At 66.3% G+C, this 26,225-nt stretch carries 20 protein-coding genes; 10 read left to right on the top strand and 10 right to left on the bottom strand.

Features of this window, described 5'->3' with window-relative positions:
- Positions 1 to 75: 75 nt before the first annotated feature.
- Positions 76 to 1,584 carry an MFS transporter gene (locus ACP7AG_RS03325; protein WP_426029772.1) on the bottom strand — a complete coding sequence of 503 codons (1,509 nt, stop codon included), beginning with the start codon at positions 1,582 to 1,584 and terminating at the stop codon, positions 76 to 78.
- Positions 1,585 to 2,063: 479 nt separating this feature from the next.
- Here ACP7AG_RS03325 and ACP7AG_RS03330 point away from each other — a divergent pair, with 479 nt between their 5' ends.
- Positions 2,064 to 2,687, top strand: a complete 624-nt coding sequence (locus tag ACP7AG_RS03330) for a glutathione S-transferase family protein (protein WP_426029773.1) — start codon at positions 2,064 to 2,066, stop codon at positions 2,685 to 2,687.
- On the opposite strand, the gene ACP7AG_RS03335 is transcribed toward ACP7AG_RS03330, so the two are convergent.
- On the bottom strand, positions 2,684 to 3,094 hold the full coding sequence (locus ACP7AG_RS03335) for a PAS domain-containing protein (RefSeq protein WP_426029838.1): 411 nt from the start codon (positions 3,092 to 3,094) through the stop codon (positions 2,684 to 2,686). The genes ACP7AG_RS03330 and ACP7AG_RS03335 overlap by 4 nt on opposite strands.
- 244 nt (positions 3,095 to 3,338) lie before the next feature.
- Here ACP7AG_RS03335 and ACP7AG_RS03340 point away from each other — a divergent pair, with 244 nt between their 5' ends.
- Entirely contained in the window at positions 3,339 to 4,742 is a 1,404-nt protein-coding gene (locus ACP7AG_RS03340) for a methyl-accepting chemotaxis protein (protein ID WP_426029774.1), read from the top strand.
- Here the strand turns inward: ACP7AG_RS03340 and ACP7AG_RS03345 are convergent.
- The 5 genes from ACP7AG_RS03345 to pepN form a co-directional block, all read right to left on the bottom strand.
- Positions 4,739 to 5,386: a glutathione S-transferase family protein gene (locus tag ACP7AG_RS03345; RefSeq protein ID WP_426029775.1), complete on the bottom strand. Its 648-nt coding sequence runs from the start codon at positions 5,384 to 5,386 to the stop codon at positions 4,739 to 4,741. The two genes, ACP7AG_RS03340 and ACP7AG_RS03345, sit on opposite strands and share 4 nt — an antisense overlap.
- A 182-nt stretch (positions 5,387 to 5,568) precedes the next feature.
- Complete coding sequence (locus ACP7AG_RS03350; protein WP_426029776.1) at positions 5,569 to 7,986, bottom strand: TonB-dependent receptor; 2,418 nt, start codon at positions 7,984 to 7,986, stop codon at positions 5,569 to 5,571.
- Between the two features lie 242 nt (positions 7,987 to 8,228).
- Positions 8,229 to 8,540, bottom strand: coding sequence for a low molecular weight protein tyrosine phosphatase family protein (locus ACP7AG_RS03355; RefSeq protein WP_426029839.1), 312 nt, complete (start codon positions 8,538 to 8,540; stop codon positions 8,229 to 8,231).
- A 16-nt stretch (positions 8,541 to 8,556) separates the two neighbouring features.
- Entirely contained in the window at positions 8,557 to 11,091 is a 2,535-nt protein-coding gene (locus ACP7AG_RS03360) for an ATP-binding protein (protein ID WP_426013554.1), read from the bottom strand.
- 174 nt (positions 11,092 to 11,265) lie between these two features.
- Complete coding sequence (pepN, locus tag ACP7AG_RS03365) at positions 11,266 to 13,869, bottom strand: aminopeptidase N (RefSeq protein WP_426029840.1); 2,604 nt, start codon at positions 13,867 to 13,869, stop codon at positions 11,266 to 11,268.
- A gap of 109 nt (positions 13,870 to 13,978) precedes the next feature.
- On the opposite strand from pepN, the gene ACP7AG_RS03370 reads away from it, so the two are divergent.
- Entirely contained in the window at positions 13,979 to 14,509 is a 531-nt protein-coding gene (locus tag ACP7AG_RS03370) for a YkgJ family cysteine cluster protein (protein ID WP_426029777.1), read from the top strand.
- Positions 14,510 to 14,560: 51 nt separating this feature from the next.
- The gene (locus tag ACP7AG_RS03375) at positions 14,561 to 15,487 is read left to right on the top strand and encodes a CPBP family intramembrane glutamic endopeptidase (protein ID WP_426013549.1); all 927 of its coding nucleotides are present in this window, start codon (positions 14,561 to 14,563) and stop codon (positions 15,485 to 15,487) included.
- Here the strand turns inward: ACP7AG_RS03375 and ACP7AG_RS03380 are convergent.
- The gene (locus tag ACP7AG_RS03380) at positions 15,484 to 16,050 is read right to left on the bottom strand and encodes a hypothetical protein (RefSeq protein ID WP_426013547.1); all 567 of its coding nucleotides are present in this window, start codon (positions 16,048 to 16,050) and stop codon (positions 15,484 to 15,486) included. The two genes, ACP7AG_RS03375 and ACP7AG_RS03380, sit on opposite strands and share 4 nt — an antisense overlap.
- Positions 16,051 to 16,185: 135 nt before the next feature.
- On the opposite strand from ACP7AG_RS03380, the gene ACP7AG_RS03385 reads away from it, so the two are divergent.
- Together ACP7AG_RS03385 and ACP7AG_RS03390 are read left to right on the top strand one after the other, a co-directional pair.
- The gene (locus ACP7AG_RS03385; protein ID WP_426029778.1) at positions 16,186 to 17,301 is read left to right on the top strand and encodes an acyl-CoA dehydrogenase family protein; all 1,116 of its coding nucleotides are present in this window, start codon (positions 16,186 to 16,188) and stop codon (positions 17,299 to 17,301) included.
- Positions 17,302 to 17,450: 149 nt separating this feature from the next.
- On the top strand, positions 17,451 to 18,686 hold the full coding sequence (locus tag ACP7AG_RS03390) for an acyl-CoA dehydrogenase family protein (protein WP_426013544.1): 1,236 nt from the start codon (positions 17,451 to 17,453) through the stop codon (positions 18,684 to 18,686).
- Between the two features lie 114 nt (positions 18,687 to 18,800).
- Here ACP7AG_RS03390 and ACP7AG_RS03395 read toward each other — a convergent pair whose 3' ends face one another.
- Positions 18,801 to 20,567 carry a vWA domain-containing protein gene (locus tag ACP7AG_RS03395; RefSeq protein ID WP_426029779.1) on the bottom strand — a complete coding sequence of 589 codons (1,767 nt, stop codon included), beginning with the start codon at positions 20,565 to 20,567 and terminating at the stop codon, positions 18,801 to 18,803.
- 220 nt (positions 20,568 to 20,787) lie between these two features.
- Here ACP7AG_RS03395 and ACP7AG_RS03400 point away from each other — a divergent pair, with 220 nt between their 5' ends.
- Genes ACP7AG_RS03400 through ACP7AG_RS03415 form a run of 4 tightly spaced genes read left to right on the top strand, consistent with a single transcriptional unit; the run spans position 20,788 to position 24,549 of the window.
- The gene (locus ACP7AG_RS03400; protein WP_426029780.1) at positions 20,788 to 22,311 is read left to right on the top strand and encodes a tetratricopeptide repeat protein; all 1,524 of its coding nucleotides are present in this window, start codon (positions 20,788 to 20,790) and stop codon (positions 22,309 to 22,311) included.
- Positions 22,308 to 23,819, top strand: a complete 1,512-nt coding sequence (locus tag ACP7AG_RS03405; protein ID WP_426029781.1) for a hypothetical protein — start codon at positions 22,308 to 22,310, stop codon at positions 23,817 to 23,819. The genes ACP7AG_RS03400 and ACP7AG_RS03405 overlap by 4 nt, the downstream gene beginning before the upstream one ends.
- Positions 23,816 to 24,388: a hypothetical protein gene (locus ACP7AG_RS03410; RefSeq protein ID WP_426029782.1), complete on the top strand. Its 573-nt coding sequence runs from the start codon at positions 23,816 to 23,818 to the stop codon at positions 24,386 to 24,388. Before ACP7AG_RS03405 ends, ACP7AG_RS03410 begins: the two co-directional genes overlap by 4 nt.
- Positions 24,382 to 24,549 carry a hypothetical protein gene (locus tag ACP7AG_RS03415; protein ID WP_426013535.1) on the top strand — a complete coding sequence of 56 codons (168 nt, stop codon included), beginning with the start codon at positions 24,382 to 24,384 and terminating at the stop codon, positions 24,547 to 24,549. The genes ACP7AG_RS03410 and ACP7AG_RS03415 overlap by 7 nt, the downstream gene beginning before the upstream one ends.
- A 126-nt stretch (positions 24,550 to 24,675) precedes the next feature.
- On the opposite strand, the gene ACP7AG_RS03420 is transcribed toward ACP7AG_RS03415, so the two are convergent.
- Complete coding sequence (locus ACP7AG_RS03420) at positions 24,676 to 26,223, bottom strand: amidase (protein ID WP_426029783.1); 1,548 nt, start codon at positions 26,221 to 26,223, stop codon at positions 24,676 to 24,678.
- Positions 26,224 to 26,225 lie beyond the last annotated feature (2 nt).

The following is a 26,225-nucleotide window of genomic DNA, read 5'->3' on the forward strand; positions in this document are numbered from 1 at the left end:
TTATCCGGCTTTTGCCGGGATGAAAGGATCAAAAGGCAACGGTTCAGTCTAAAGCAAACCCACTCTAGCGGGTTCCTAACCCTGAGCCACCGACCGCTCCTTCATGTGCTTGACCATGCCGATGGCGGCCAAGGCGTAGTGCAGCGACGCCCAGGCGTAGAAGCACAGGGAGACGATGATCCCCTGCTTGCTGGAATGGGCCAGGGTGGTGTTGCATAGCTTGGCCAGTTCGACGGGCGAGCCCTTGGGGGCGACGCCGCCTGGGCAGGTCGCCGCGAAGTTGGCGGCGTCGGCATGGCGGCCGAACGAGGCCAGCACGGTGTCGATCAGGCCGCCAGCGTCGGGCGTATTGAAATTGTGCTGCGCCAGATGGTCGATCAGCCAGCCGGTAAACACCGGCCCGCCACCCAGGGCGATCAGGTTGAGGAAGAAGAACAGCAAGGCCGTGGCGGTGGCCCGGCGGCGCGGCTCGACCGAGTTCTGGACGACGCCGAAGGTCGGGGCCAGATACACATAGTGGAAGATGCCGGGGATCAGCAGGATCAGGGCGGTCGTCTGCCAGTCGGTCTGCAGATAGGCGGTAATGTAGATCGGGGTGGCGATCAGCAAGCCTATGGCCGGGACCAGGGCGTACCACTTGGCGCTGCGCCGTCCCGCCCAGTCGCCCAAGAAGCCGCCGACCAGGGTGCCGATGCCGGCCGAGAAGCCCGCGACCACCCCGGTGATCAGACCGACTTGGGCGTAGCCGAGATGGAACTCCCGGACGAAATAAGACGGCACGAAGGCGCCTGAGCCGTAGGAGCCGAACGAGGCGATGGTGACGCCCAGTATCATGTTCAGCACGGGCCATTTGCCGAACAGTGTCTTCATCACCGCCCAGATCTCGTGAAACTCATTGGCGAGCGAGAAGGCCGGCTTGGGCGGCTCGACCACCACATCCTCGGCTTCGAGCGGATGCTCCTTGGCCTCGGAGTGGCCGCGGGGCGGCTCCTTGACCACCAGCTTGACGATGACCGCCAGGATGATGCCGGGCAGGCCGACGATGACGAAGGCCACGCGCCAGCTGAACTCCTGGGCCAGCCAGCCGCCGATGATCGCCCCGAACATCGTGCCCAGGGGAATGCCGAACGAGTAGATCGACAGCGCCGAGGCGCGCTGCTTGGGCGCATAATAGTCGCTGATCAGCGAGTGGCTTGGGGGCGAGCAACCCGCCTCGCCGACCCCGACCCCGAATCTATAGAGAGCCAATTGGGCGAAACTGCCGGCGCTACCGCAGAGGGCGGTGAAGCCCGACCAGACGACCAGCGAGATCGAGATGATGCTGACCCGGTTCCAGCGCTCCGCCAGCCGGGCGATCGGGATGCCGAGCAGCGTGTAGAGCAGGGCGAAATAGAGGCCGCCAAGTAGGCCGAGTTGGGTGTCGGTGAGCTTGAGATCGACCTTGATGGCCTGGCCGATGGTGGCGATAATCGTGCGGTCGATGAAGTTGAAGGTGTAGGTGGCCAGCAGCAGCCCCAGAACCGTGGCCTTGTAGCCATTCGAGTACAGCGGTTTGCCGCTGCTCGGCGCATTCGCCTGAGCCATTCTGGGCCTCTCCCTTCAAACACTTGTTCTAATCGTTGCGCCGACCATAGACGTAAGGGAAGCGCCAAGGCCAGAGGGGAAATCGCGGTCATTCCAGACGTGGAGATGAACGCTCGACAACAAAGACGCTGATGCCGGTTCAGGCGCAGCGGTTTTCAATGGACCTCATGGCCGCGACAGACGGTCGTCTTCGAGGCCACGTCATGCATCCCTCCGCGCAACGCCCGTCGACGCCTTGGCGCTCGGCCCAGATTGTTTCCGTCGAGGCGCTCAACCGCGCCCGTTCGCTACGGACCGTGGCCGCCGACCCCGGTGCGCCGAACGAGACCTATCCCTGGGCCTATGCTTTTCCGCGGCCCCAAGCCGCTTCTCCAGCCTGTCAGGCCACAAGTCAAAGACCCTAGATATCCTGGCGTTGTCGGCCAGCGGCAGGCGCGCTAAGCCCAGACGCTCGCCTGTCTGACCTCAAGGAGACCGCCATGGAAATCGTCATCGGCACCAAGAGGTGGTCCAGCTGGTCGCTGCGCCCCTGGCTGGCGCTCAAGCACACGGGCGCCACCTTCACCGAGACCCTGGTCGAGCTGCGCCATGCCGAGACCTCCGAGGCCGAACTCGCCAAGCACTCACCCACCAGCCTGGTGCCGGTGGTCAAGGACGGCGACCTGGTGGTCTGGGACTCGCTGGCGATCTGCGAATACCTGCACGAGACCTATCCGGAGGCCTTGCTGTGGCCTGCCGATCCGGCCCTGCGGGCCATCGGCCGCGCGGCGGCGGCCGAAATGCATTCGGGCTTCTCGGCCCTGCGCGGCGAATGCCCGATGGAGCTGGAAACCCGCAAGGTCGTGGACATCTCTCCGGCCACCCAGGCCGACGTCCGCAAGATCGTCCTGCGCTGGAACCAGCTGCTGGAGCGCTCGGGCGGACCGTTCCTGCTGGGCAAATGGTCGATCGCCGACGCCTTTTACACGCCGGTGGCGACGCGCTTCCGCACCTATGGGATCAGGCTGTCCAACCACGGCGACACAGGCGCCGCCGAGGCCTATTGCGAACGCTTGCTGCAAACTCCGGAATACCTTGCCTGGAAAGCCGACGCCCTGGCCTAGGAGCGTTCATCCTCGATGCTGGTCGGGCGATAGGCGGGATGCCGCCCCGGTCGCCGCTCGACCTCGCGCTCCAGGGCCACGACGTTGACCAGCACGCCATCCGGGTCGAGGATCGGGAACACCTCGATCGAACAGAGATAGGCCTCGCCGGATTTTCGGTAATTGACCAGGGTGGTGGCGCGGCGCTCACCGGCTCGCAAAGCGCGCGCCATTAGCTTTCGCGCCGCCAGACTAGGGCCTCGACCCTGAAAAATTCGCGGATCTTTTCCCACGATTTCGTCCCGGTTAAAGCCGGTCATGCGCTCGAACGTTGTATTGACGTAGAGGATGTGAGCCCCGGGCGGACCGAGCAGCCCGTCGGTCAGCACAACACCGGCATCCAGGTCATCCCCGAAGACCGCGATCAGGTTACGCTAAAGACATACTATATTCCGGGGGTTTAGCTCGGAGCGATTTATGCGCGCACGGAGCGTTTTCGTATCCGAATCCCAAATTCACCCCTCGTTACCGCGAAAGGCCGAGTTGACAGCTTAAATATAGGCGCCGTGGCTCACCTTGGAGTTGTGACCCCGGATGATTTTCTAATTAGGGGATCGTTAGGGGTCTTCATGGCTAGAAGCCGAAAGGCCGCAATGGCCGGAGCGCAGAACGATGTTTTCAAATCGCAAGCAAACCAAGGTCGCCGCTGAACGCGTGTTGGAGCTCGAAGCACAGGTCGCGGCCATGGATCGTTCGCAGGCGGTGATCGAGTTTCGGCTTGATGGCACGATCATCCGGGCCAATGCCAACTTCCTCCACGCCATCGGCTACGCCGCCAATGAGATCGAAGGCCGCCACCACAGCCTGTTCGTATCGCCAGGCGAGGCCGCGAGCGCCGAGTACCAGGACTTCTGGCGGCAGCTTAATCGCGGCGAATTCATCGCCGCCAGGTTCATGCGGATCGGCAAGGGTGGCAAGGAAATCTGGATTCAGGCGTCCTACAATCCCGTGCTCGACACATCCGGCAAGCCTTACAAGGTCATCAAGTTCGCCACTGACGTCACCGAGATCGAGCTGGAAAGAACGCGCGGCGAGACCGCGCGCCGTCAGGTGGACGACGAACAGGGCGCCGTGGTTTCGGCTCTCGCCGACAGCCTCAGACGTCTGGCCGACGGCGACCTGACCGCAGGCATCCGAGTGCAGTTCGAGGGGCGGTACCAGCAGATCAAGGATGACTTCAACGCCGCTATCGACAGCCTGCGCGTCGCCATGGGTGCTATCGCCTCCGCGACCGGCGGGCTCCAGGCCGGGTCGGACGAAATCGCCAGCGCTTCGGATGACCTATCGCGCCGTACCGAGCAGCAGGCCGCATCGCTCGAAGAGACCGCCGCCGCCTTGGATGAGCTGACCGCCACGGTCCGCCGCAGCGCCGAGGGGGCCAAGGAGGCCTCGACGGCGGCCAGCGGCGCCCGCCGGGACGCGGCTCGTTCAGGCGAAGTCATGCGCGACGCGGTGGCCGCCATGGGCGAGATCGAGCAGAGTTCCGGCCAGATCACCCAGATCATCGGCGTGATCGACGAGATCGCTTTCCAGACCAACCTGCTGGCCCTGAACGCCGGGGTCGAGGCGGCTCGGGCCGGTGACGCGGGTCGTGGCTTTGCCGTCGTCGCTCAGGAAGTGCGCGCCCTGGCCCAGCGTTCAGCCGAGGCCGCCAAGGAGATCAAGACTCTGATCGCCAGCAGCACCGCCCAGGTGGCGCGCGGCGTGCAATTGGTCGGCGACACGGGCGAGGCCTTGAACGGCATCGTGGGCAAGGTCACCCAGATTGACACCCTGATCTCCGAGATCGCCCAGTCATCGCAAGAGCAGGCCACGGGCCTGAACCAGGTAAACGCCGCCATCAATCAAATGGACCAGGTGACCCAGCAGAACGCGGCCATGGTCGAAGAGGCGACGGCCGCGGCCTCGAACCTGCGCTCCGAAGCCTCGGAACTGGCGCGACTGGTAGCGCGCTTCGAGACGGGCCAGGAACAGGTCCAATCGCGTCTCTCGAACACGCGGGCGCGCGCCGCCTAGGTCGGGAACATCGCGAAATAGGGCTGGGCCTCCTCGATCACCCGCGAGAGCGAAGGACGGGCCAGCAAGCGGTCGAGATAACCGCTGGTGTTCGGATGGGCCGGAGCCAGTGGCGCCACCCTGTCGGCATAGAACAGTGCCGAGGCGGCGGCGCAGTCGGCTAGTCCGAAAACCTCGCCCGCCGCCCAGGGCCGATCCGCCAGGCGCGCCTCGATCAGGTCATAGGCCATCGCCAACTGAGCGGGAGCTTGGGCCACGCAGTAGGAATCCTTGGCGACAGCCGGCCTGATCTGGTCGCCGACGATCTTCTGCATCGGCTCCTGGACATAGAGGTCGAACAGGCGATCCATCAGGCGCACGTCCAGCGCGGCCTCTGCCCCGCCGGGGATGAAGCGGACCGGACCCGGAGACCAGGTCTGTAGATATTCGATGATGACCGGCGTCTCCCGCACAGTCTGATCCCGCGCGTCGTCACGCAGCAAAGGCATCTTGCTGGTCGGCCACAGCGCCTGGAACGCCGCTGTCTCGGCCGGGTCACTTAGATCAACGATTTTTGCCTCGAACGGCGTGTCGTTCTCATAGAACGCGATCAGAACCTTCCAGCCGCAAGAGGCCAGCGGCTGCATGTGCAGGGTCAGGGACATGGGAGGTCTCTCTGCTGAGGCCTTGACCTCACCATTTGCCAAGCCCGGCACAAAGCGGCGGAAGGCGAAATCTGCTGCTTTGCGTTTCGAACGAAAAGCGCCCCGGACCAGGTCCGGGGCGCTCGATGCAGGCGTGACTCGCCCCGGAAAGGGGAGAAGAAAAGGCGGCGAGTCGCCCGTCTCTAGAACCGCGTGGACAGGGTGACGAAACCCTGGATCGGCGGGATGGGGAAGGTGCTGTAGCTGCCAGCCGGTTGCGAGACGGTGACGTTCAGGTCGCCCTCCTCGTCGGTCAGGTTGGTGACGTTGCCGCTCAGCTTCAGGCCCTTCACCGGCCAGCTGGCCGGGGTCTCAAAGTCATAGCTGACCTGCAGGCTGTACAGCATGTAGCTGTTGACCTTCAGGTCGTTGGTGTAAGTGGCGAAGCGGTCGCCGACGAAGTCGCCGATCACCTGGATTTCAAAATTGCCGAAATTGCCGGTGGCCACGAACTTGTTCAGCCATTCGGGGCTGCCGGGCACCTTCTTGTCGGCGATGTGCACGACGGTCGGGGTGATGACGCCGCCAATCGTGGTCGAGCCGCTGGTGTAGTCGTCCTGATAGACCGAGCGGTTGTACGAAAGCGCGTTGTAGAACGAGAAGTGTTCGCCGATGTGCAGGGTGGCGGCCACGTCGACGCCGTCGGTCTTGACGCTGCCCACGTTCTGGACGATCGCCGCGCCGCCGATGATCGAAATCGCGGCCGCCGAAGGGGCCACGCCCAGCAGGCGGTTGCTGAAGTCGGTGTGATAAACGCTCGCTTGGCCGTCGATCGCGGTGAACGGGCCGAACGCGATCTCGCGCTTGCCCCGTAGGCCGGCCTCGTAGGTCCAGGCGGTCTCCGGGTCGGCGCTCTTCTTGAACTGGTCGAACGCCGCCTGGCTGCCCAGGCTGAACGGCGACAGGCCGCCACCACCATAGGTCTGGAAGTGGCGCAGGTTCTTCTGGATGTTGACGAACAACTCGTCGCCCGTCGAAGCGGTCCACACCGCGCCGATCTGGGGCAGGAACCATTCCTTGGTCTTGATGTTGCCGACCGGCAGGCCGATCGAGTTGACCAGCGAACCGACGATGGGCTGCACCGCCACCGCGCCGGTCGCGTCCTGCACGCTGCTCTTGAAGCCGCCCTGCAACACCAGGTTCTCGCGGATGCGCCACTGATCCTGGACGTGGAACTGGTAGACCTTGTTGTCGATCTCGCTGCCGTACTGGGTGATCAGCCAGCCGGTGGGCACGTCATAGGGCGAGGTCGGATGGTTGACGTCGAACGGGTACCAGCGGCGATAGGCCGACGACTTGTTGTGCTCGTACCAGAAGCCGGCCTCGATCTGGTGCTCGCCGAACGTGGCGTTCAGGGTCGAGATGCCGCCCACGCGGTCGATCTGGTACTCGGTGGTGCGGGTGGCGAAACCCGAATTACCAAACACCTTCTTCAGGTCTTGGCCCGGGAAGTAGAAGTTGAACAGGTTCGGCAGGCCCGCCACCCGGATCGGGCCGGCGACGATGCCGCGGCCGTGGTCGTCATGATAGTAGACCTGGTTCGACCAGGTGACGTTGTCGCTCAGCTTGGCGTCATACTTGATGTAGGTCAGATAGTCTTTGCGCTGGGCGGCGCTGAAATAGTTGCGATAGTTGTCGCCCTGCGAAGCCGGATAGTTGCCGGCTGCGTCCAGATAAGCCAGGGCGGCGGCGAAGTCCGGATAAAGGAACGGGCGGGTATAGGGCTGGTAGGCGTCCGTCGGCCGATTTGCGCGACTGGGGAAATAGCGGGTGGTGCCGTCCTCGTTCGGTTCGATCTTGTCCGAATAGGACAGGTAGAAGGTCAGCTTGCCGTGCTCGCCGTCGTTCACGTATTTCAGGTTGGCCTGGTCGCCGCCCTGCTTGCCGTTGAAGTCCCAGGCGCGAGCTTTCTGATGGGCGTAGGCGAGATAGAGGCTGTTGTTCCCGGCGAACGCGCCCGTGTCGAGGCGCACGAAGGTGCGGCTGGTGTCGTAGCTGCCCAGCGTCTGGTTGAACTGTCCGCCGAATTCGGCGCGCGGGTCGTTGCTGAAGGTCTCGATCGCGCCGCCCAGGTTGCTGGTCGAGGCGGTGCCCAGCGCGCCGGCGCCTGACGACAGGATGACCTTGCCGACCACTTCGCTAATCACCGCGCGCTGCGGCGACAGGCCGTTGTAGTTGCCGTAGCTCTGGTCGCCCAGCGGCACGCCGTCGAGCGTGTAGCCCAACTGTTGACCGTTGAATCCATGGATGAACAACGAGGTGTTCTGCTCGTTGTTGCCCCAGGGATCGGCGGTGACATACATCACCCCCGGCAGGGTCTGGATGGCTTTCATTGGCGACAGGCCTGGCAGGATCTTCTGCATTTCCGAACCAGATAGCTGCACGGCCGAGCGGGTGGTCGATAGGCTGGTGACCAGCACCTGCTCGACGGCGTTGATGTCGTTGGGCTCCGCGGCCGGCGCGGTTGCTGCGGTTTCGGCGGCGTTGGCGGCGGTAACCAGCGTTAACGTACCCAACGCGCAGGCGGCCAGCAGCGCTTTCCGATTGAAAATCTTGGACATGGAACCCCTCCAGAGTCGTCCGATTGCGGACGCGTGTTGGAGGGGGTGTTAGGCGAAGGTTGCGACACTTCGGCGTGAATTTGGCCAAGGGTTTGTGACGGAGCTTCACCTCGCCGCAGAATGGGCCTTTTTCCAGGTGGCATAGGCCTCAAGCGCCTTTTTCGGGCTGGTATTGAACCAGGAATAGCCATTGCGCCGCTCGAGAGTTAGCTCATTGACGCTGGCGACGAATGCGATAACGCTCAGCGCAGGTAGGGTACGACCCTGGCCCGCAGCAAGCTCACCAGCGCGGGATCCATGAAGGCGTAGTCATCTGGAATATCCAGGCAAACCAGCCGCGCCTTCAGCTGGCGCTTGAAGCGCTTGGCCAGCTTGTTGCGATGGGCTTTCTCGATCACGAAGATCACGTCCGCCCAGGCCACCAGCTCACCCGTCAGCGGGTTTTCGGCGTCATTATTGGTGCCGGCCGAATCGACTTCCAGGTCCGGCCAGGTCGAGAACACCTGCTCGGCCGTGGGGCTGCGCAGCTTGTTCTGGCTGCAGACGAACAGCACCTTCTTCAAGCCCGGATCACGCCGCCGCGAAGTCGCGCAGGGACGACAGACCGCCCTGGTTGATCGGCAGCACGAAGCTGACCGTGGTGCCCTCGCCCGGGGCGCTGGTCATTTCCAGCGAGCCGTCGTGCATCTCGACCAGCGACTTGGTCAGGGCCAGGCCCAGGCCAGTACCTTGGGTGGTCTTGGCGTGTTGGCTCTCGACCTGCTCGAACGGCTTGGCCAGGCGGGCCAGATCCTCGGCGGCGATACCAATGCCGGTGTCGATAACGGAGACGCGGACGCGCTCGCCCAGCGGATCACGGCGCATCTCGGCCCGTACGGTGACACGGCCGGCGCGGGGCGTGAACTTGATGGCGTTGGACAGCAGGTTTAGCAGCACCTGCTTGACCGCGCGGTAGTCGGCCTCGACCTCGGGGAGGGCCGGGAAGTCGATCTCCAGCTGCAGGCCGGCGGCCTCGGCGCGATTGCGCACCAGGCGCACGGCGTCCTCGGTGACGTCCTCCAGGCTCAGCGGCTCAAATTTCAGGTTCATCTTGCCGGCCTCGATCTTCGACATGTCGAGGATGTCGTTGATCAGGGCCAGCAGGTGCTGGCCGGAATTGTGGATATCAAGGCTGTAGCCCTTGTAACGGGCGTCGCCGAGCTTGCCGAACATCTCGTTCATCATGATCTCGGAGAAGCCGTTGATGGCGTTCAGCGGCGTCCGCAACTCGTGGCTCATATTGGCCAGGAACTCGCTCTTGGCCTTGTTGGCGCCCTCGGCCTTGACCTTCTCCATCTCGTACTTGCGGGCCAGCTCGGCCAGCTGCTCCTGGCTGCGCTCAAGGCCTGTCACGGCGTATTGGAGCTGCTCCTCATTCAGGCGGCGGGCTTCTTCCTGGTTCTTGATGGCGGTGATGTCGGCGGCGGTCATCACCAGGCCGCCTTCAGCCGTGCGGCGCTCGCTGATCTGTATCCAGCGGCCGTCGTTCAGCTCGGCCTCGCGCACGCCCTTGGCGCCGTCCGGGGCGGGTTGGTCGTGCTTGATGGCCAGGGCGGCGAAGCGGTTGACCTCGCTGCGCGGGGCCCCAGGCTTGAGCAGCTTGGGCTCGAGGTTGAAGACGTTGCGATAGTTACGGTTGCACATCAGCAGCCGGCCCTGGCGGTCCCACAGCACGAAGGCTTCAGACACGCTCTCAATGGCGTCGCGCAGGCGGTTCTCGGCGGCTTGAGCACGGGCCTGGGCCAGACGCTCCTCGGTGACATCGAGCGCCACGCCGATGATCCGCGAATAGCCGTCCTCGCCGGGCTTGCCAAAGCCCTGGCCGCGGGCGTCGACCCAGATCGAGCGACCTCCGTCGCGACCCGGCACCCGGAACGATACGTCGAAGGCGCCGTACATGGCGGCATTGGCGAGGGCCTGGCGAAGCTTGTCGCGATGGTCGACCGACACGCGGTCCAGCAGCTCCTGTCCGCCCACCACGCCGCCGCCGCCCCAGCCGAACATCGCGCCGGTGACGTCGGACATGAACACCTGGTCGGCGCCCAGCTCCCATTCCCAAATGCCGCAGCGGGCGGCTTCCACGGCGAGGCGGAAGCGCTGCTCGCTGTCGACAAACTCCTTCTGCGCGGTCTCGACCCGGCGGCTCTGCAGCATCAACATCAGGGCCAAAGCGATGCCAACGGCCAGCGGGGCCAGCAGCGAGAACGCGCCTTGCATCACCTGGCGATCAACATTGGCCACGGTGCGCGATTGAGCGCTGGCGGCGGCCAACAGAGCGCCTTGGGCCAGAGGCTGCACCGCGACATCCAGCGCCTGGCCATCGGCGGACTGGCCGCGCAGGGCGGAGGCGCTGTCGCTGACGTCCTCGACCGATAGGGAGAAGGCCTCGCGCAAGTTGGCGGCGCCCTGGATGGGTCGGCCGGAGGAGGCCAAGATCCGGCCGTCGGCCAGCATCAGGGCGCTGGCCGCGCCCTTGGGGGGGGCGGCGATCAGGCGCGAAGGATCGCTGGAGGCGATTACGAAGCCGCGCCCGCCCCCGACGGGCGTCGCGACGGCCACATAGAGCCTGCCGGAGGTCGGCGCGCCGATCCAGACATTACGGCCCGATGCAGCGGCGGCGCGGGCGGCGACCATCCAGTCGGCTGACGGGTCGCGACCGGCAACCGCCAGGGGGGCGGTGGAGCCGACCACCGCCACTGCCATGGCCTCGCCGCCGGCGGCGCGCAGAGCGGTCTCGGCCGCGTCCATGGGAGCGCTAGGGTCACGCTGCAGCAAATCGGCGGCGGCCGACAAGCCGGCGCGCTGAGCGGCGAGATTGGTTTCGACGGCGCCAGCCACCAGCTTGGCCTGGGCGGCCAGCGGCGCGCCGCCGGGTGGAATACTGGCTTCCTGCTTGAGGCGGTTGACGCCAAAGGCGGTGTAGACGGCCAGCAGCAACAGGGCGGCAAGGATCGCCACCCGCACATAGGCCTGAGAAGGCGATTGCGCGGCGCGCTGACGGGCCGCGCCCGCCGCCGACAGACTGGCTCCCGCCAACCTCCCGGTCCTCGCCCCACCACGCTCCAACGCCCGATGCTCCCGCCAGCCCCGGCGAGTCACTTCGCCGACATGGTGAATCTACCGCACCCGCGACCGATGCGTCACCGACGAACGGCGGTTTTGGCGTCGCATGAGCCTTTTAGTCGCAACCCGTGGCGCTGAGAATCGCGCCACGCTCGGCTCAAGCTGCACCGCAAGCCGTCAATTCAGAGCGCGGGACACCAGTTCCAACACGTTCTTTGACAGGCCGACATGACCGCAGATGCGCTCTAGCTGTTCCCGCATCAGCAAGCCCAGGGCCGGCACGTAGCGTCGCCAAGCGCCCAGCGGTTCGACCAACCGCGCGGCGGTCGTGGGGTTGAAGCCATCAACCCCCAGGATCTGGTCGGCCAGGAAACGATAGCCCGCGCCGCTGGCGTCGTGGAACTGGGCTGGGTTGCCGCTCGAAAATCCCTGGACCAGGGCCCGCATGCGGTTTGGATTGCCGGCGTCGAAATCGGGGTGCGCCGTCAGAGCCAGGATGCGGCCGATCGCACCGTCGCCAGGGTCGCGCGCTTGGACCGAGAACCACTTGTCAAGCACCAGCGGCTCGTCGCGCCATTGGGCGTGGAAGTCGGCCAGGGCCTTCTCGGCCGGCTCGCCGCCGACCGTCATCAGGGCTGAGATAGCGCCCATGGTGTCGGTCATGTTGGCGGCGCTTTCGAAATGACCGACGATGCGCTCGACATTGACCGCGTGCGGATCGGCCGCCAGCAGGTCGCAGCAGCCGTTACGCAGCGCGCGCTTTCCGGCCGCCTTGGCGTCGGCCGAGAACTCGCCGCCGCTCTGCAGATCACCGTGCAGACGTCGCAGCAGGTCGCCTAGATGGACGGCCATGACCGTCTTCAAGTGACCACGCGCGGCGTGGATCGCGGCGGGATCGACCGGATCGACGGCCAGGCTGAGGTCGCCTTCGCTGGGCAGGGTCAGCAGTAGGGCCTTGAAGGCCGGATCGGAGGCCTCGTCGATCAGAGCCTTGCCCAGGGCGTCGGCATAGCGTTCCTCGCCAACCTCGTCGGGGGCCCCGGCGGCGCGGCCGAGGATCAGTTCGCGGGCCAGGGTCTGACCGGACTCCCAGCGGTTGAACAGGTCGGGATCGGCGGCAAACTGCACGTAGCGATCGACCGAGCGCGTGTCGACGGTCAGGTTCACCGGCGCCGAAAAGCCACGCAGGGCCGAGATCACCGGGGTGCTGGCGACGCCCTCCCAGCGCACGGTCTTGGTCGGCGTGTCCAGTAGCACCACCTCGCTATCGCGCAGACTTTCGCCCTCGCTGTCGAGCAGGCCGATGGTCACCGGGATCGGCAGAGCCTGCTTAGTGGGCTGACCGCTGGTCGGGGCGGTGACCTGGGTAAGGGTGATCTCCAGCGCCTGGGCGGCCTCGTCATAGACGTGGGTCAGCGATACCGCTGGGGTGCCGGCCTGCTCGTACCAGGCGAAGAACTCGCCCATGTCGCGGCCCGAGGCGTCGGCGAAACAGGCGATGAAGGCCTCGACCGTGGTGGCCTCGCCATCATGGCGGTCGAAATAGAGGTCCAGGCTTTTACGGAAAGTCTCGGCGCCCAGGATCGTCTTGAGCATCCGGATGAGTTCGGAGCCCTTTTCATAGATCGTCGCGGTGTAGAAGTTGTCGATCTTCATGTAGCTGGACGGCCGGACCGGGTGGGCCAGTGGACCGGCGTCCTCGGCGAACTGCCGGGCGCGCAGGGCCTTGACGTCCTTGATCCGCTGCACGGCCTCGCCGCGCATGTCGGCGCTGAAGCTCTGGTCGCGGAAGACGGTCAGGCCTTCCTTGAGGCACAGCTGGAACCAGTCGCGGCAAGTGATGCGGTTGCCGGTCCAGTTATGGAAATATTCGTGGGCCACGACGCTTTCGATGCGCTCGTAATCCATGTCGGTGGCGGTCTCGGGGGCAGCCAGCAGCAGGGAGCTGTTGAAGATGTTCAGCCCCTTGTTCTCCATCGCCCCGAAATTGAAGTCGCGCACGGCGACGATCATGAACAGGTCCAGGTCGTATTCGCGGCCGAACGCCTCTTCGTCCCACTTCATCGAGCGCTTGAGGCTGTCCATCGCATAGGCGGCGCGCGGCGCCATGCCAGGATCGACAAATACTTTCAGCGCCACCGTCCGGCCGGTCATGGTGACGAAGCTATCTTCCAGCACGTCCAGTTGGCCCGCCACCAGGGCGAACAGATAGGCCGGCTTGGGAAAGGGGTCGTTCCAGACGGCGTAGTGGCGGCCGCCTTCCACCGTGGAGTCCAGTTCGCCGCCTTCCCACAGATTGCCGTTGCTGAGCAGGTAGGGGAACGCCACGTCCGCCTCGATCCGCACCGTGTAGCGGCTCAGCACGTCGGGCCGGTCGGGGAAGAAGGTGATGGTCCGGAAGCCTTCAGCCTCGCACTGGGTGCAGAACCGGCCGCCGGACATGTAGAGGCCCATCAGCGCCTTGTTGGCCGACGGGTTGATCTCGACCTCGGTGGTCAGGACGAAGGCGTCTGGCACGGCGTGGATCGTCAAGCCCTCGCCGTCTAGGGCGTATGCGTTCGCGCCGAGGGCCTGGCCGTCGATGGCCACCGAGATCAGCTTCAGGCGTTCGCCGTTCAGGAACAGGGGCTCGCCGGGCGCGCCGCTGCGTTTGATCGTCAGGGTCGCCCTGATCCGCGTCGCCTCGGGATCCAGCAGGAACTCGAGATCGGTGGTCTCGATCGTGAACGGGAAGGGGCGATAGTCCGAAAGCTGGACGGGCTGGGGCGTGTCGGTGCGCATCCGGCCAATGTAGGCAAGGAGATGTGTCGGGGCGAGGGCGCACTTGACCCGATTGCAGAATTGTCGCGAGTTCCGCGCCATGACCCCGCTGGGTCCACAGGGGGCGTCGATGACCGGGCGGGAATGCGGCGAGTGCGGCCAGTGCTGCAAGCTGATCGGCGTGCGCGAGCTGGAGAAGGCGCCGCAAGTCTGGTGCCGCTATTACAAGCGTGGCAAGGGCTGCGGCGTCTATGAGGGCCGCCCGCAAGGCTGCGCGGACTTCGCCTGCGACTGGCTGCTCGATCAGCGCCTGGACGAGACGTGGCGGCCGGACCGTAGCGGTTTTGTCCTGCACGCCGGCCAGGGCGGCCGCACGATCCATGTCGAGCTCGACCCGACCAAGCCCACGGCTTGGCGGCGCGCACCGTTCGAGGCGACCTTGCGCGGCTGGGCCAGCGCCGGGGCGGCGGACGGGCTGAAAGTGCTGATCTGGGTCGGACGCCGTTGCTGGCGGCTTGGGCCGAACGGCGGCGAGATCGACCTGGGCGTCACGCGCCCGGCGGTGGAATTCGGCTCGCACAGCCGCCTGCGTCGCCCGGGCTCGGGCATGGACTGGCCGCCACTGGCCGGCGCAACGCGACCTGAACCGTTCGTCACTTGAAGCCAAGCGTGATCCCGCCAAAGGTCGGTGCTTGTTCTGGGGTCTGATTCAATGTCGCTGATCGATACGGCGCCAAGCGCCGGCCTTGACCTGGGCTCGCGCCGGTTCGTGCATCCGGGGCCCCTGCGGTGGCTGCGATGCCTGGGTTGGGGGGTGTTGCTGTTCGTCGCGTTCATGTTGATCGACGCGGCGGCCACGATCCTGCCGGGCGTCTGGTTCAACGGGCACGAGCCGCTGATCGCCCTGGCGACTCTCGCCATCTGCGCGGCGGGCTATGGTCTCTACGCTGGCGTGATGCGCTTGGCCGAAGCGCGGTGGCCCTCGGAGTTGGCTCTGCGACCCGCCTTGTCGGAGCTGGCGATCGGCCTGCTGCTTGGCGCGGCGATGATGACCGTGGTGGTTGGGTTGCTGGTCGGCTTTGGACTCTATGACGTCACCGGACCGCGCGCCGCGTCGGCCTGGGGCATGATCACTGTCGCCATCTTCTCGGGCTCCATGGAAGAGCTGGTCTTCCGCGCCATCATCCTGCGCCTGCTGATGCGCGCGTTCGGCGCCTGGTGGGCCTTGGCCATCTCAGCCGCCCTGTTTGGGCTGATGCACCTGGGCAACGACAACGCCACGCCGACGGCCGCCTTCGCCATCAGCATCGAGGCGGGCCTGATGCTGGCGGCCTTCTACATGCTGACGGGTCGAATCTGGATGTCGGTGGGCGTCCATGCGGCCTGGAACTTCGCCCAGGGCTGGATCTGGGGCGCGCGGGTGTCAGGCATCGAGGTCAAGGAGAGCCTGTATTTCAGCACCCCCAAGGCCGGGGCGCCGGAATGGCTGAGCGGCGGCGGCTTCGGGCCCGAGGCGTCCGTCCCGGCCATGGTCGTGGGCACCGGCGTAGCGATCCTGGTGCTCTACTGGGCCTGGAAGAAGGGCAATTTCAAAGCGACTCCGGACGAGCCTTCGGTGGCGCAGATCGAGGCCGGCTAACTGGCCTCGAGGATGGTCACCGACGCGTCGGCGGCGGGCACCTCGTGCAGGGCCCGTTCGATGGCGGCGGCGCGCTGGGCGATGGCCACCAGGGCCGGCGGCGCGTCCTCCGGATGATCGGCGGCCAGTTCAATCAACTGGCGGGCCAAGGCGTGCAGTTGGGGCGCGGCGGCGATCAGTCGCGCCTGGAACTCCATCTTACGCGGATCGCGATCGTACTCGGCTCCGGGGGTGCGCCAGCCGCCCCAGTCATTGGCGTCGGTCACCACCACGGGATAGGTCCCGGGATAGGGGTGGTGCAGGCAGTCGCTTTCCTGCTGCCACTTGTTGCGGGCCCGCAGGATGCGCCAGTTGGCGAGCGCGACGCCGCCGTCCTCGCCGATGCGGTCTTCGGGTTTCAGCTCATGGGCCTGGAACTCGCGGTTCAGTCCGACGTCGTAGGTGACGCGCACCGGTTCGTCGAAACCCTTGGCCCAGATGGGAACGATCTTCTCGATCGTCGCCCACGCGCCAACGCTCTCGACCCACACCTTCTGGTTCCGCTGAAAGACGGTCTTGGCCACGCACGCGCTCTCACTCGTTTCGAGGCCGCCATAAGAACGTGAAATCCTTGACGCGAGGTCAATCTTTCCCTCGAGGCCAAGGCGGTCCATCGTGTCTCGACGCCGCCGCCAGAGCGACCCAAGGAGGAAGTCCAAGTGGATTTCGACTATTCCGACGACCAGAAGTTCCTCAAGGACGAGGCGCGCAAGTTCCTCGCCGCCCGTTGCGCGCCCTCGGTGGTGCGCGGCGTGTTGGACGATCCGGCCAAGAGCTATGATGCGGGGCTATGGACCGCCGTGGCTGAGCAGGGCTGGCTCGGTGCGGCCATTCCGGAAGAATACAATGGCCTGGGCCTGGGGCGGGTCGAGCTGTGCGCCATCGCCGAGGAATTGGGCCGCGCCGTCGCGCCCATTCCCTTCGCCTCGACGGTCTATGTGTTGGCTGAGGCCGTGATGGCGTACGGCACGGCCGCCCAGAAGGCCGCCATCTTGCCGCGCATTGCCGTTGGTGAACTGATCGGCTGCCTGGCGGTGTCGGAAGGACCGGGCGCGGTCACCCCGTCCAGCCTGTCGGCCAAGGTCGAGGGCGGCAAGCTGTCGGGCGTCAAGATCCCGGTTACCGACGGCGACGCGGCCGACATCGCCATCGTGCTGGCGGCCGAGAGCGGCAGGCCCGGCCTGTTCCTGGTCGACTTGCGGGCTGGCGGCGTAAAGGTCGAGACCCTGGAGAGCCTGGATCCGACACGGGGTGTGGCTCGCCTGACCTTCGACGGCGCCACCGCCGACCGTCTTGGAGAGTCCGGACGGGGCTTCGAACTGCTCCAGGCCATCCTCGACCGCGCCGCCGTGCTGCTAGCCTTCGAGCAACTGGGCGGCGCTGATCGCTGCCTAGAAATGGCCCGCGAATATGCCCTCGGCCGCTACGCCTTCGGCCGGGTGATCGCCGGCTACCAGGCGATGAAGCACAAGATGGCCGACATGTACGTCAAGAACGAGGTCGCCCGCTCCAACGCCTATTACGGGGCCTGGGCCCTGGACGTTGATGCGCCGGAACTGCCGACCGCCGCGGCCGCCGCCCGCATCGCCGCCTCCGACGCCTTCTGGTTCGCCAGTAAGGAAAGCGTGCAGGTGCACGGCGGCATGGGCTTCACCTGGGATGTCGACTGCCACCTCTATTACCGCCGCTCGCGGCAACTCGCGCTGGTCGCCGGCTCGCCCAAGCTCTGGAAAGAGCGGCTGGTTTCTGAATTGGAAAAGAAGAACGCCGCCTGACGCTATCCCTCTCCCCTTGCGGGAGAGGGTGCCCCGCAGGGCCGGGTTAGGGGTCTCTCAGACCTCTCCGGACAGGCCTTTCGACCCCTCATCCGTCGGCCGCTGGCCGACACCTTCTCCCGCAAGGGGAGAAGGCAAGGAGAATTAAGATGGATTTCAACGACTCCCCCGAAGAAATCGCCTATCGCGAGACGGCTCGCGCCTGGCTGGTCGAGGCCGCCGCCGCGCATCGCGCCGAGCACGGCGAGCCCAAGCCGACCACGCCCGAGCACATGGCGGCCGGCAAGGCCTGGCAGGCCCGTAAAGCCGCGGCCGGCTATGCCTGCATTACCTGGCCTGCGGGGGTCGGCGGGGGCGGCGGCACGCCGATCCAGTCGGTGATCTTCGGCCAGGAAGAGGCCAAGGCGGGCGTTTCCTACGGCTATTTCACCATAGGCCTGGGCATGTGCGTGCCCACGGTCATGGCCTTCGCCAATGACGAGACCAAGCAGCGCTTTGTCTCCCCGGCCGTGAAGGGCGAGGAGATCTGGTGCCAGCTGTTCTCCGAACCGGCCGGCGGCTCCGACGTCGCGGCCCTGCGGACACGGGCCGTCCAGGACGGCCCAGATCCTGATGGCGACTGGGTGATCAACGGCCAGAAGGTCTGGACCACCGGCGCTCACTACTGCGACTACGGCATCGTTTTGGTCCGCACCGATCCCGACGTGCCCAAGCACAAGGGCCTGACCATGTTCTGGATCGACATGCGCGACGCCGCCGTCGCGTGCCGGCCGATCCACCAGATGTCGGGCGGCCGCGAATTCAACGAGGTCTATTTCACCGACCTGCGCGTCAAGGACAGCCAGCGGCTGGGCGCGGTCGGCGACGGCTGGAAGGTCGCCCTGGTCACCCTGATGAACGAGCGCCTGGCGGTCGGTGGCTCCAGCGGTCCCGACTACCGCCAGGTGATGGAACTGGCCCGCGGCCTGTCCGGTCCCAGCGGTCCGGCGCTGAAGGACAACGCCTTCCGGGAGAAGCTGGCCGATTGGTATGTCAACTCGCAAGGCCTGAAATATACTCGCTTTCGCACCATGACCGCCCTGTCGCGCGGCCAGACGCCGGGCCCGGAAAGTTCGATCGGCAAGATCATCGCCGCCAACCAGATGCAGGAAATGGCCAATACCGCTGTCGAGGCCCAGGGCGAATACGGCATCCTCACCGATCCGTCCCTTGCCCCCATGGAGGCGGCCTTCCAGGCCAGCCTGATGTGGGCGCCGGGCTTGCGCATCGCCGGCGGCACCGACGAGATTCTCAAGAACATCATCGCCGAGCGGGTGCTGGGCCTGCCGGGCGACGTGCGCGTGGACAAGGACGTGGCGTTCAAGGACATGCCGACGGGGCGGTAGCTAGGTGCGTCCTTCGAGGCTTCGGCTTTGCTTTGCACCTCAGGATGAGGAAATCAGCAGAGAGTTCCTCATCCTGAGGCGCCCGCGCAGCGGGCCTCGAAGGACGCAGAGCGCCTAACCCTTCACGCCCTTCGCCGCCCGCGTCAGCTGCACGAACTCCGCCCGCAGGCCGTAGGGATCATCGCCCCGCGCGCCCTGGGCCAGGGCCGTGACGTCATCCCAGCCGAAACGGTCCTCCACCCACGGATCACCCCGCAGCTTCTGTCCATAGGCGGCGACCGCCACGGCGAAGCGGGTCGCCTCCGGCGCGGCGGCCAGGCTGGCGCGCACGTCGCCGGCTCCGATCGGCCGCTCGATCAGCTTCGAGGTCGAGCCCCCCGGCGGCTTGTAGCGAATCTTCAGGAACGCCAGCTCGTCGCCGCCGCTCTTGACCGGCGCCTTGCCGCGATAGCGCAGCGGGTCGGACGACGGCCGCGCGCCGACGGGTGTGATCTCGTAGATCGCCGTCACCGCCGCGCCTGAACCGACTTCGCCAGCGTCGACCTGGTCATTGTTGAAGTCCTCGCGATTGAGCAGCCGGGTCTCGTAGCCGATCAGTCGATATTCGGCGACCTTGGCCGGATTAAACTCGACCTGGATTTTCACGTCGTCGGCGATCGGGAAAAGGGCGCTGTCGAAGTCGTCGCGCAGCAGCTTTCGCGCCTCCTGCAGGCCATCGACATAGGCGGCGGTTCCGTTGCCGTTCTGGGCCAGGGCCTGCATCATCGTGTCGTTATAGTTGCCGCGGCCAAAGCCGTAGACCGACAGGTAGACGCCGCTCTTGCGTTGGTCGGCGACGAGGTCCTTCAGGCGCGACGGATCACTGACGCCGACATTGAAGTCGCCGTCGGTCATCAGGATCACCCGATTGACCGCCTCTGGATCCATGTTCTGTTTGGCCAGGGCGTAGGCCAGTTCCAGCCCCTGGCCGCCGGCGGTGGAGCCGCCGGAGTTCAGGGCGTTCAGGGCGCAGCGCATCTTCAGCTTCGAACGGCCATCGGTCGGCGACAGCACCGCGCCGGCAGAGCCGGCATAAGCCACCATCGAAACCCGGTCCTGCGGCCGCAGCTGGTCGATCAGGACATTCAGCGCCTTCTTGGCCAGGGGCAGGCGGTCGGGCGACGACATCGAACCCGAGGTGTCAATCAGGAACACCAGGTTCAATGGGGGTTGGTCGGCGTGGGGTGTGGTGTAGCCCTGGACGCCGATGTGCAACAGCTGGCGGTCCTTCGACCAGGGCGAGGGCACGACCACGACGGTCGGCTTGAACGGCGCGTCCTTGGCGGAGGGCCGGGCATAGCCGTAGTTGAAATAGTTGATCAGTTCCTCGACCCGCACAGCGTCGTTGGGCGGAGCGGCGCCCTCGTTGAGGAACCGCCGCACATTGGCGTAGGCGGCGGTGTCGACATCGATCGAGAAGGTCGAGACCGGCTCTTCGGCGGTGCGCTTTACCGGATTGGCGACGGCGCCGGGGTATTTCTCGGTGTCGCGATACTGCGCTATGTAGCCTGGGGACGGCGGCGTCACGGATGGCGCCGCGACGCTGTAGGAGGCCGGGGGAGGCGGAGGAGGGGGCGGAAACTTCGATTCGGCGCGACGAGCCGGCGAGATCGGCCGCAGGGGCGCTGCCGTCTCGGCTCCTGTCGGGCGGGCGCGTGTCGCAGTCACAGTGATGCTTTCGTGACCGTTGGCCGGCGAAGCGTAACTCAGCGCCGCGCAGGCCTCGGGCGTCACCGCGCCATCGGCGACGTCAGGCCGGGCCAGGCTGGGGCCGCTGGCGCTCGCCGCGATTAGCAGCGAAAGCGCCGTGGAGCCGAGGAGGCGAGAGGTGCATGACGCCATGATCTGAAAACCTCCCGAGGTTGCGAACCATGGTGCTTCCCGGCTTGTGGCCAAAGCTGGGCCTTGACTAAAAACCTAGGGATTCACCTGAGACGAGAATCCTTCTGTGAGCAGTCTCGTGATGAGGCTCAGAACAGCGTTCCGCGAGCTTGACAGGGTTTGCCCCCAGGCACATGAGTGATTTCGGATTTTATGGTTAACGACGTGCTGAGGGGGAGCGATGCGCGAGACCAGCAATGCTGTTTCTCATCTCGTGGCGCTCCGAAGAGCGTTGGCCTATGTGGTCGATAACCGGGTCACCCTGATCCGCCGCCTGCCGGTCACGGCCGTGGTGGCGGCGGTGGTGATCCCGCTGGTCGGCTGCGACACCGGCCCGTCCTTCTGGTTTCACAAGCGCGCCAGCGCCTGCCCGCGTCCACAAGCGGCGCAAGGGGTTTCTGGCCAGTTCAATCAGCAACAGCAGGAAATCCGCGCCCTGCGCCAGGGCGGTTTCCACGGCGACTTCTTTGCCCAGTTGGAACTGGCCCGGCGCTATGAGGGACAGCGCGCGGTCGACAAGAATCTCGAGGATCAGGTCGAGGCGGCGGTGTGGTACGCCATGGCCCTCTCCAACGCCGGCGGCTATTCGCCGATCGCCGCCTACGAGCGCCGCGGCCAGAACGGCGGTGGCGCACTGTCGCGATTCGACGACTGTAGGGCCTTCGAGCGCCACGCCGCCTATGGCGCGCTCGATCGCCTGCTGTCGCGGATGTCGACCGAGGAACGCGAGAAGGTCCGCAACCGCGTCATCTACATTCTTTCCACCCAGGGCGCCGACGGCTACCGGGTGCTGGCGCGGATGCATGACGGCTTCTTCGGACCGTTCGGCGAGCCCTCCGACAACCTCCAGGCCGTCGAGGCCTACGGAACGCCCAAGCGCAGCGGTGCGGCCGCAGCCCTGGATCTGTTCCGACGCAACGACGTGGACGCCTATCTCTACAACTATCTGGCCGTCCAGACCGGTGACGTGTCGGCCTATGTGATGCTCAAGGATTTCGAACGGTCCTCGCCGCAGCGCGCGTCCTACGGCGGCTTCGTCGAGACCAAGGCCAAGCGCTGGATCCCGCCTTACGAGTTCTACCCGCCCGATTCGCCGGACTCCGGCGTGCCACACTCCGACGAAAGCGACCCCTCGGGCGACGCCAAGGAGGCGGCCCTGGCGCGGCTGCCCGAACTGCCCTTCGTGCACATCGGCGAGGCTCTGGCCTATCTGCGGGTCATCCCGGCGCCCATCCTCGACGAGCGCCTGCTCAGCCTCAACGCCGCCCAGACCTTCCAGGCGATGATCGGCCGGCCGATCACCGGCCGCCTGACCGGGATCGAGAAGGTGCGGGCGATGCAGTACGCGGCGACCAATGGCTCGTCCAAGGCCCAACTGGTGCTGGCGGTGATGTACTCCGAGGGCGTCGGCGTGCCGCGTGACTATGCCCGGGCCTATCACTGGTACGAGGAGGCCGAGCGCCAGGGATCCCCTGAGGCCAAGTACGCCATGTCCACCTTCTTCTCGCTAGGCCTGCAGGGCGTGGCCGACCAGGACCGGGCCAAGGCCGTGGTCTATCAGCTGGACGGCGCCTTGGCCGGCTTCAAGCCCTCGGTCTGGCGTCTGCAGCAACTGCTGTCGCAGGTCTCACGGCCGCCGCGCGCCGCCGGCGATCGCGGCCAGCCCGACGGCCAACGGCCCTATATCGAAAGGGACTATCGATGACCCGCTTTCGCCAGCTCATCGCGGCCCTGGCGGTTCTCTGTTTGATCGTCGGCGTGACGCCGCAGCCCGCCCTGGCCGGCTCGCCCGACGCCAAGATCGACCAGCAGATCCGTCCATGCTTTGGCCTGCTGCTCGAACCCAACCTGTCGGACGGCTGCCGGGTCAAGCACTATCGCAAGAAGAAACCACGCTATGGCACGGGCTACGGCTACGGCCACTCGCGGGGCCGCTATCGTACCTCGGTGGATTGCGACCGCGCCTATCCGGGCGAGGTCAGCGACGTGCTCGACCATCTCTATGAAGGCGACACCCTGACCCTGCGGTCACGCAACGGCCGGGCCTGTGTTGATTCACTGAACGTCACGCGGGCCGTGAACATCATCTTCGACGGACCGGCGCCGATGCGCGGCCGGCCGGTTCTGGTCACGCCCCCTGGGCAACCCTGCATCCGCATCGCCGCCGGCGTGCAATATGTCGTCATCGAGGGACTGAGCATCGAGGCGCTGCGCGCCGGTTCGTCCTCCTGCATCAGCGGCCGGGCCACCGAACTGGCCTTGAAGAACGTTGTCATCCGCTATGAAGGCGACGCCTCGGCGCTGGACCTCGGCGAGAGCCGGCTGGAGCTGGCCAATGTCACGGTCATCGGCCGCACGCGCCAGGCAGTGGTCAAGGCCACCGGCGCGATCATGGCCGAAAATGTCGAGGTCGCCGCCACTGCCATCGGCGCGGCGTTCGAGGCCAGCGAGGACAGCCGCATCCGCGATTTCCGGGTCATTCGCCTGGGCGACTGGACCGGCTCGAGTCGTAGTCGAAGTTCGGCCGGCTTCGTGCTGGCTGGCATGAACCGCTCGCAGCTGGTGCAGATCGAGGGCCTGTATGTCGACGGCTTCTCGCGCGGCGTCTATGTGGGCGGCGGCGACGAGACGACCCTGCTGCGTCCTGTAGTGCGCGACAGCGACTGGGCCATCGTGCTGGAGAACGCCGACCTGCGGGTGTTGGAAGGTAAGCTCGAGGCCACCGATGTCGGCATCTATGCCGGTTCGGGCACGGTCTACGCGTCCGACAACGCCATCGCCGGCGTCATGCGCGCCGGCCTGTTCGCCGACAACGGCGCCCAGTTACGGGCTCGCGACAACCGCGTCTACGCAAAGCCGGGCGGCTGCGAGGCGCTGATCACCGGCTATTTCGACGGCAAGCTGACCTGCGAGCCTTGGTTCGAGGGGCCGGAGCTGTTCCGTACCCCGCGCGACCGGGCCCGGGTCGATTTCAACAACTATTGGCCGGTCGCCGCCCTGACCGCCACCGCCGCCATGCCGACCCTGCCGGGTGACGCGTACTTGGCCGGCCGGTCGCTTGACTTGCAGGACGCCTCGGCCGCCGCCGGCGGCCCCGCCGGTCCTGGTTCGCCCCAACCCTATCCGCCGCCTTGCTATGTTTCGTCTCCGTCCGGTCTGGCTGTCCAGGTCGCGTGTCCGGCCAAGGCGCCTAGAGGAGGAGCCTCGCGATGACCAAGCTTGCCACCGGCCTGTTGGCCGCCCTGATCGCGTCCACCGCCTCGACCGGCGCCTGGGCCCAGCAACAGTCCGGAGCCTATGGCGTTCCCGGCGGCTATGGACCTTCCAATGGCCCGCCAAGCCGCCGCCCCACGCCGTGCGGCGCGCCGCTGACCGGCGAGGCGCCCGACGTCATGACCTATGACCGCGCCACGGGCACCCAGGTGTTTGTGGGGGGAAAAGGCCAGACCGAGGTCAGCGCCTTCAACCGCGAGACGGGCTCGTCGGCGGCGATGCGTGGCGACCTCAGCCGGGCCGGCGTAACCGAGACCTGCGCGGTCGACAAGCTGTCGGGCGACTCCTATCGCGTCAGCTCCGACGGCCCTGGCGACATAAATGTAAGCGGCCGCAAAGGCCGGACGGGCGAACGCTGGTCGTTCCGGGCGCCGGACGGCTCGACCCAGTACTGGGATCCTCGCGCCGACAATCGCTGCTTCCGCGACGGACTGGGCCTCAGCCCGAACGGTAGCCTGGCCTCTGGTCCGCGTCCCGATCCCCGCGACGGCGGGCGTTCGGGATGCTGAGGACGGCGCTCCTGCTCGGCGGTCTGCTGCTGGCGCTGGCCGCCTGCGCGCCGCGCTATCCCTATTACCCGTCCGGTGGCCCACCGCCGCCGGTCTCGCCGGACGCCTACCAGGTAACGCCGCCGCCACCGCCGGTCGATGTCATCCGGCCGAAGGTGTAGGCGCCGGTCCTCCCCCCGTGGGATCGGTGGGGGGAGGTTTAAGATCGATAGATCAGGCTTTCGGTTGACGCCCGATCACTCCCCCCTCCGTCGGCTTCGCCGACACCTCTCCCACAGAGGGAGGACTTATTTCTCCGGCGCCACGGTCGGCAGGAACTTCGGTTCGATCCGGCGGTGGGTCGCCTGTTCGTAGGCGTAGCCCAGTCCCAGCAATCGCGCCTCGCTCCAGGCCGGGCCGATGAAGCTCAGCCCCACCGGCAGGCCGCCGACCGCGCCCATCGGCACGGTCAGGTGCGGATAGCCGGCCACGGCGGGCAGGGTGGTGGACGAGCCGCCATAATGGTCGCCGTTCAGCGGGTCGATGGTCCAGGCCGGACCGGTGGTCGGGGCGACGATGGCGATGGCGCCTGTGTCCTTCAAGATCTTGTCGATGCCCTCGGGACCGGCCAGGCGCTTGGAGTCTGCCAGGGCCTTCTTGTATTCAGGATCGTCATAGCCCTTGGTGGCCTGAGCCTTCTCGAAGGTTTCCTGGCCGAACCACTCCATCTCGTTGGGGGTGGCGGCGTTGAAGGCGATCAGGTCGGCCAGGGTGCGGGTCTTGACCTTGGTCGGATCGGTCGAGGCCAGGTAGGCGTTCAGATCGACCTTCAGCTCGGTATAGAGCACCACGCCCTCGGCCTTGCCGATCGGGGCCTCGTCGAAATCCTTGACCTCGACCAGGGTCGCGCCCTGGGCCTTGAGGTCCTTCAAGGCCTGTTCGAATACCGCGTCGGTGCCCGGCGAGGAGCCGGTATAGAACCGGGCGACAGCCAGGGTCACGCCCTTTAGCGCGTCCTTGTCCAGGCCCTTGGCGTAGTCGGTCTTGTGGGCGTCGGCCTCCTTTGTCGCCACGTCGGCGCGGTCGGACCCGGCGATGGCGGTGAGGATCAGGGCCGCGTCCATGACCGTGCGGGTCATCGGGCCGGCGGTGTCCTGGCTGTGGCTGATCGGCACGATGTGGGTGCGCGACACCAGGCCGACGGTGGGTTTCAGGCCGACCAGGCCGTTGATAGCGGCGGGGCAGGTGATCGAGCCGTCGGTCTCGGTGCCGATCGCCGCCGGGGCCAGGCCGGCCGCCACCGCGGCGCCTGAACCGCTGGACGAGCCGCAGGCGCTGCGGTCCAGCACATAGGGGTTGCGCACCGTACCGCCCACCGCGCTCCAGCCGCTGATCGAGTGGTCGGAGCGGATATTGGCCCATTCCGACAGGTTGGTCTTGCCCAGGATCACCATGCCGGCGTCACGCAAGCGCTTGACCAGCGGGGCGTCGCGGCCGTTGACGTTGTCCTTCAGCGCCAAGGAACCGGCGGTGGTAGGCATTTCGTCGGCGGTTTCGATGTTGTCCTTCAGCAGGATCGGCACGCCGTGCAGCGGCCCCCGGACCTTGCCGGCCTTGCGCTCGGCGTCCAGCGCCCGGGCGTCGGCCAGGGCGTGGGGGTTCAGGGCGATCACGGCGTGGAGTTGATTGTTCTTGGCCTTGATGGCGGCAAGCGAGGCCTGGGTTGCCGTAGCGGCCGAGGTCTTGGCGTCCTCGGCGTGGGTCGTGGTCGCCAGCAGCGCTGCCATCGCGCCGCCGACTAGCAAGGTCTTCTTAATCACGCTTGATCCCCCGAATGTCATCGCCGACCGCCCCATTC

This window comes from Caulobacter sp. DWP3-1-3b2, assembly GCF_049896325.1.
In the GTDB taxonomy this organism is placed as follows: domain Bacteria; phylum Pseudomonadota; class Alphaproteobacteria; order Caulobacterales; family Caulobacteraceae; genus Caulobacter.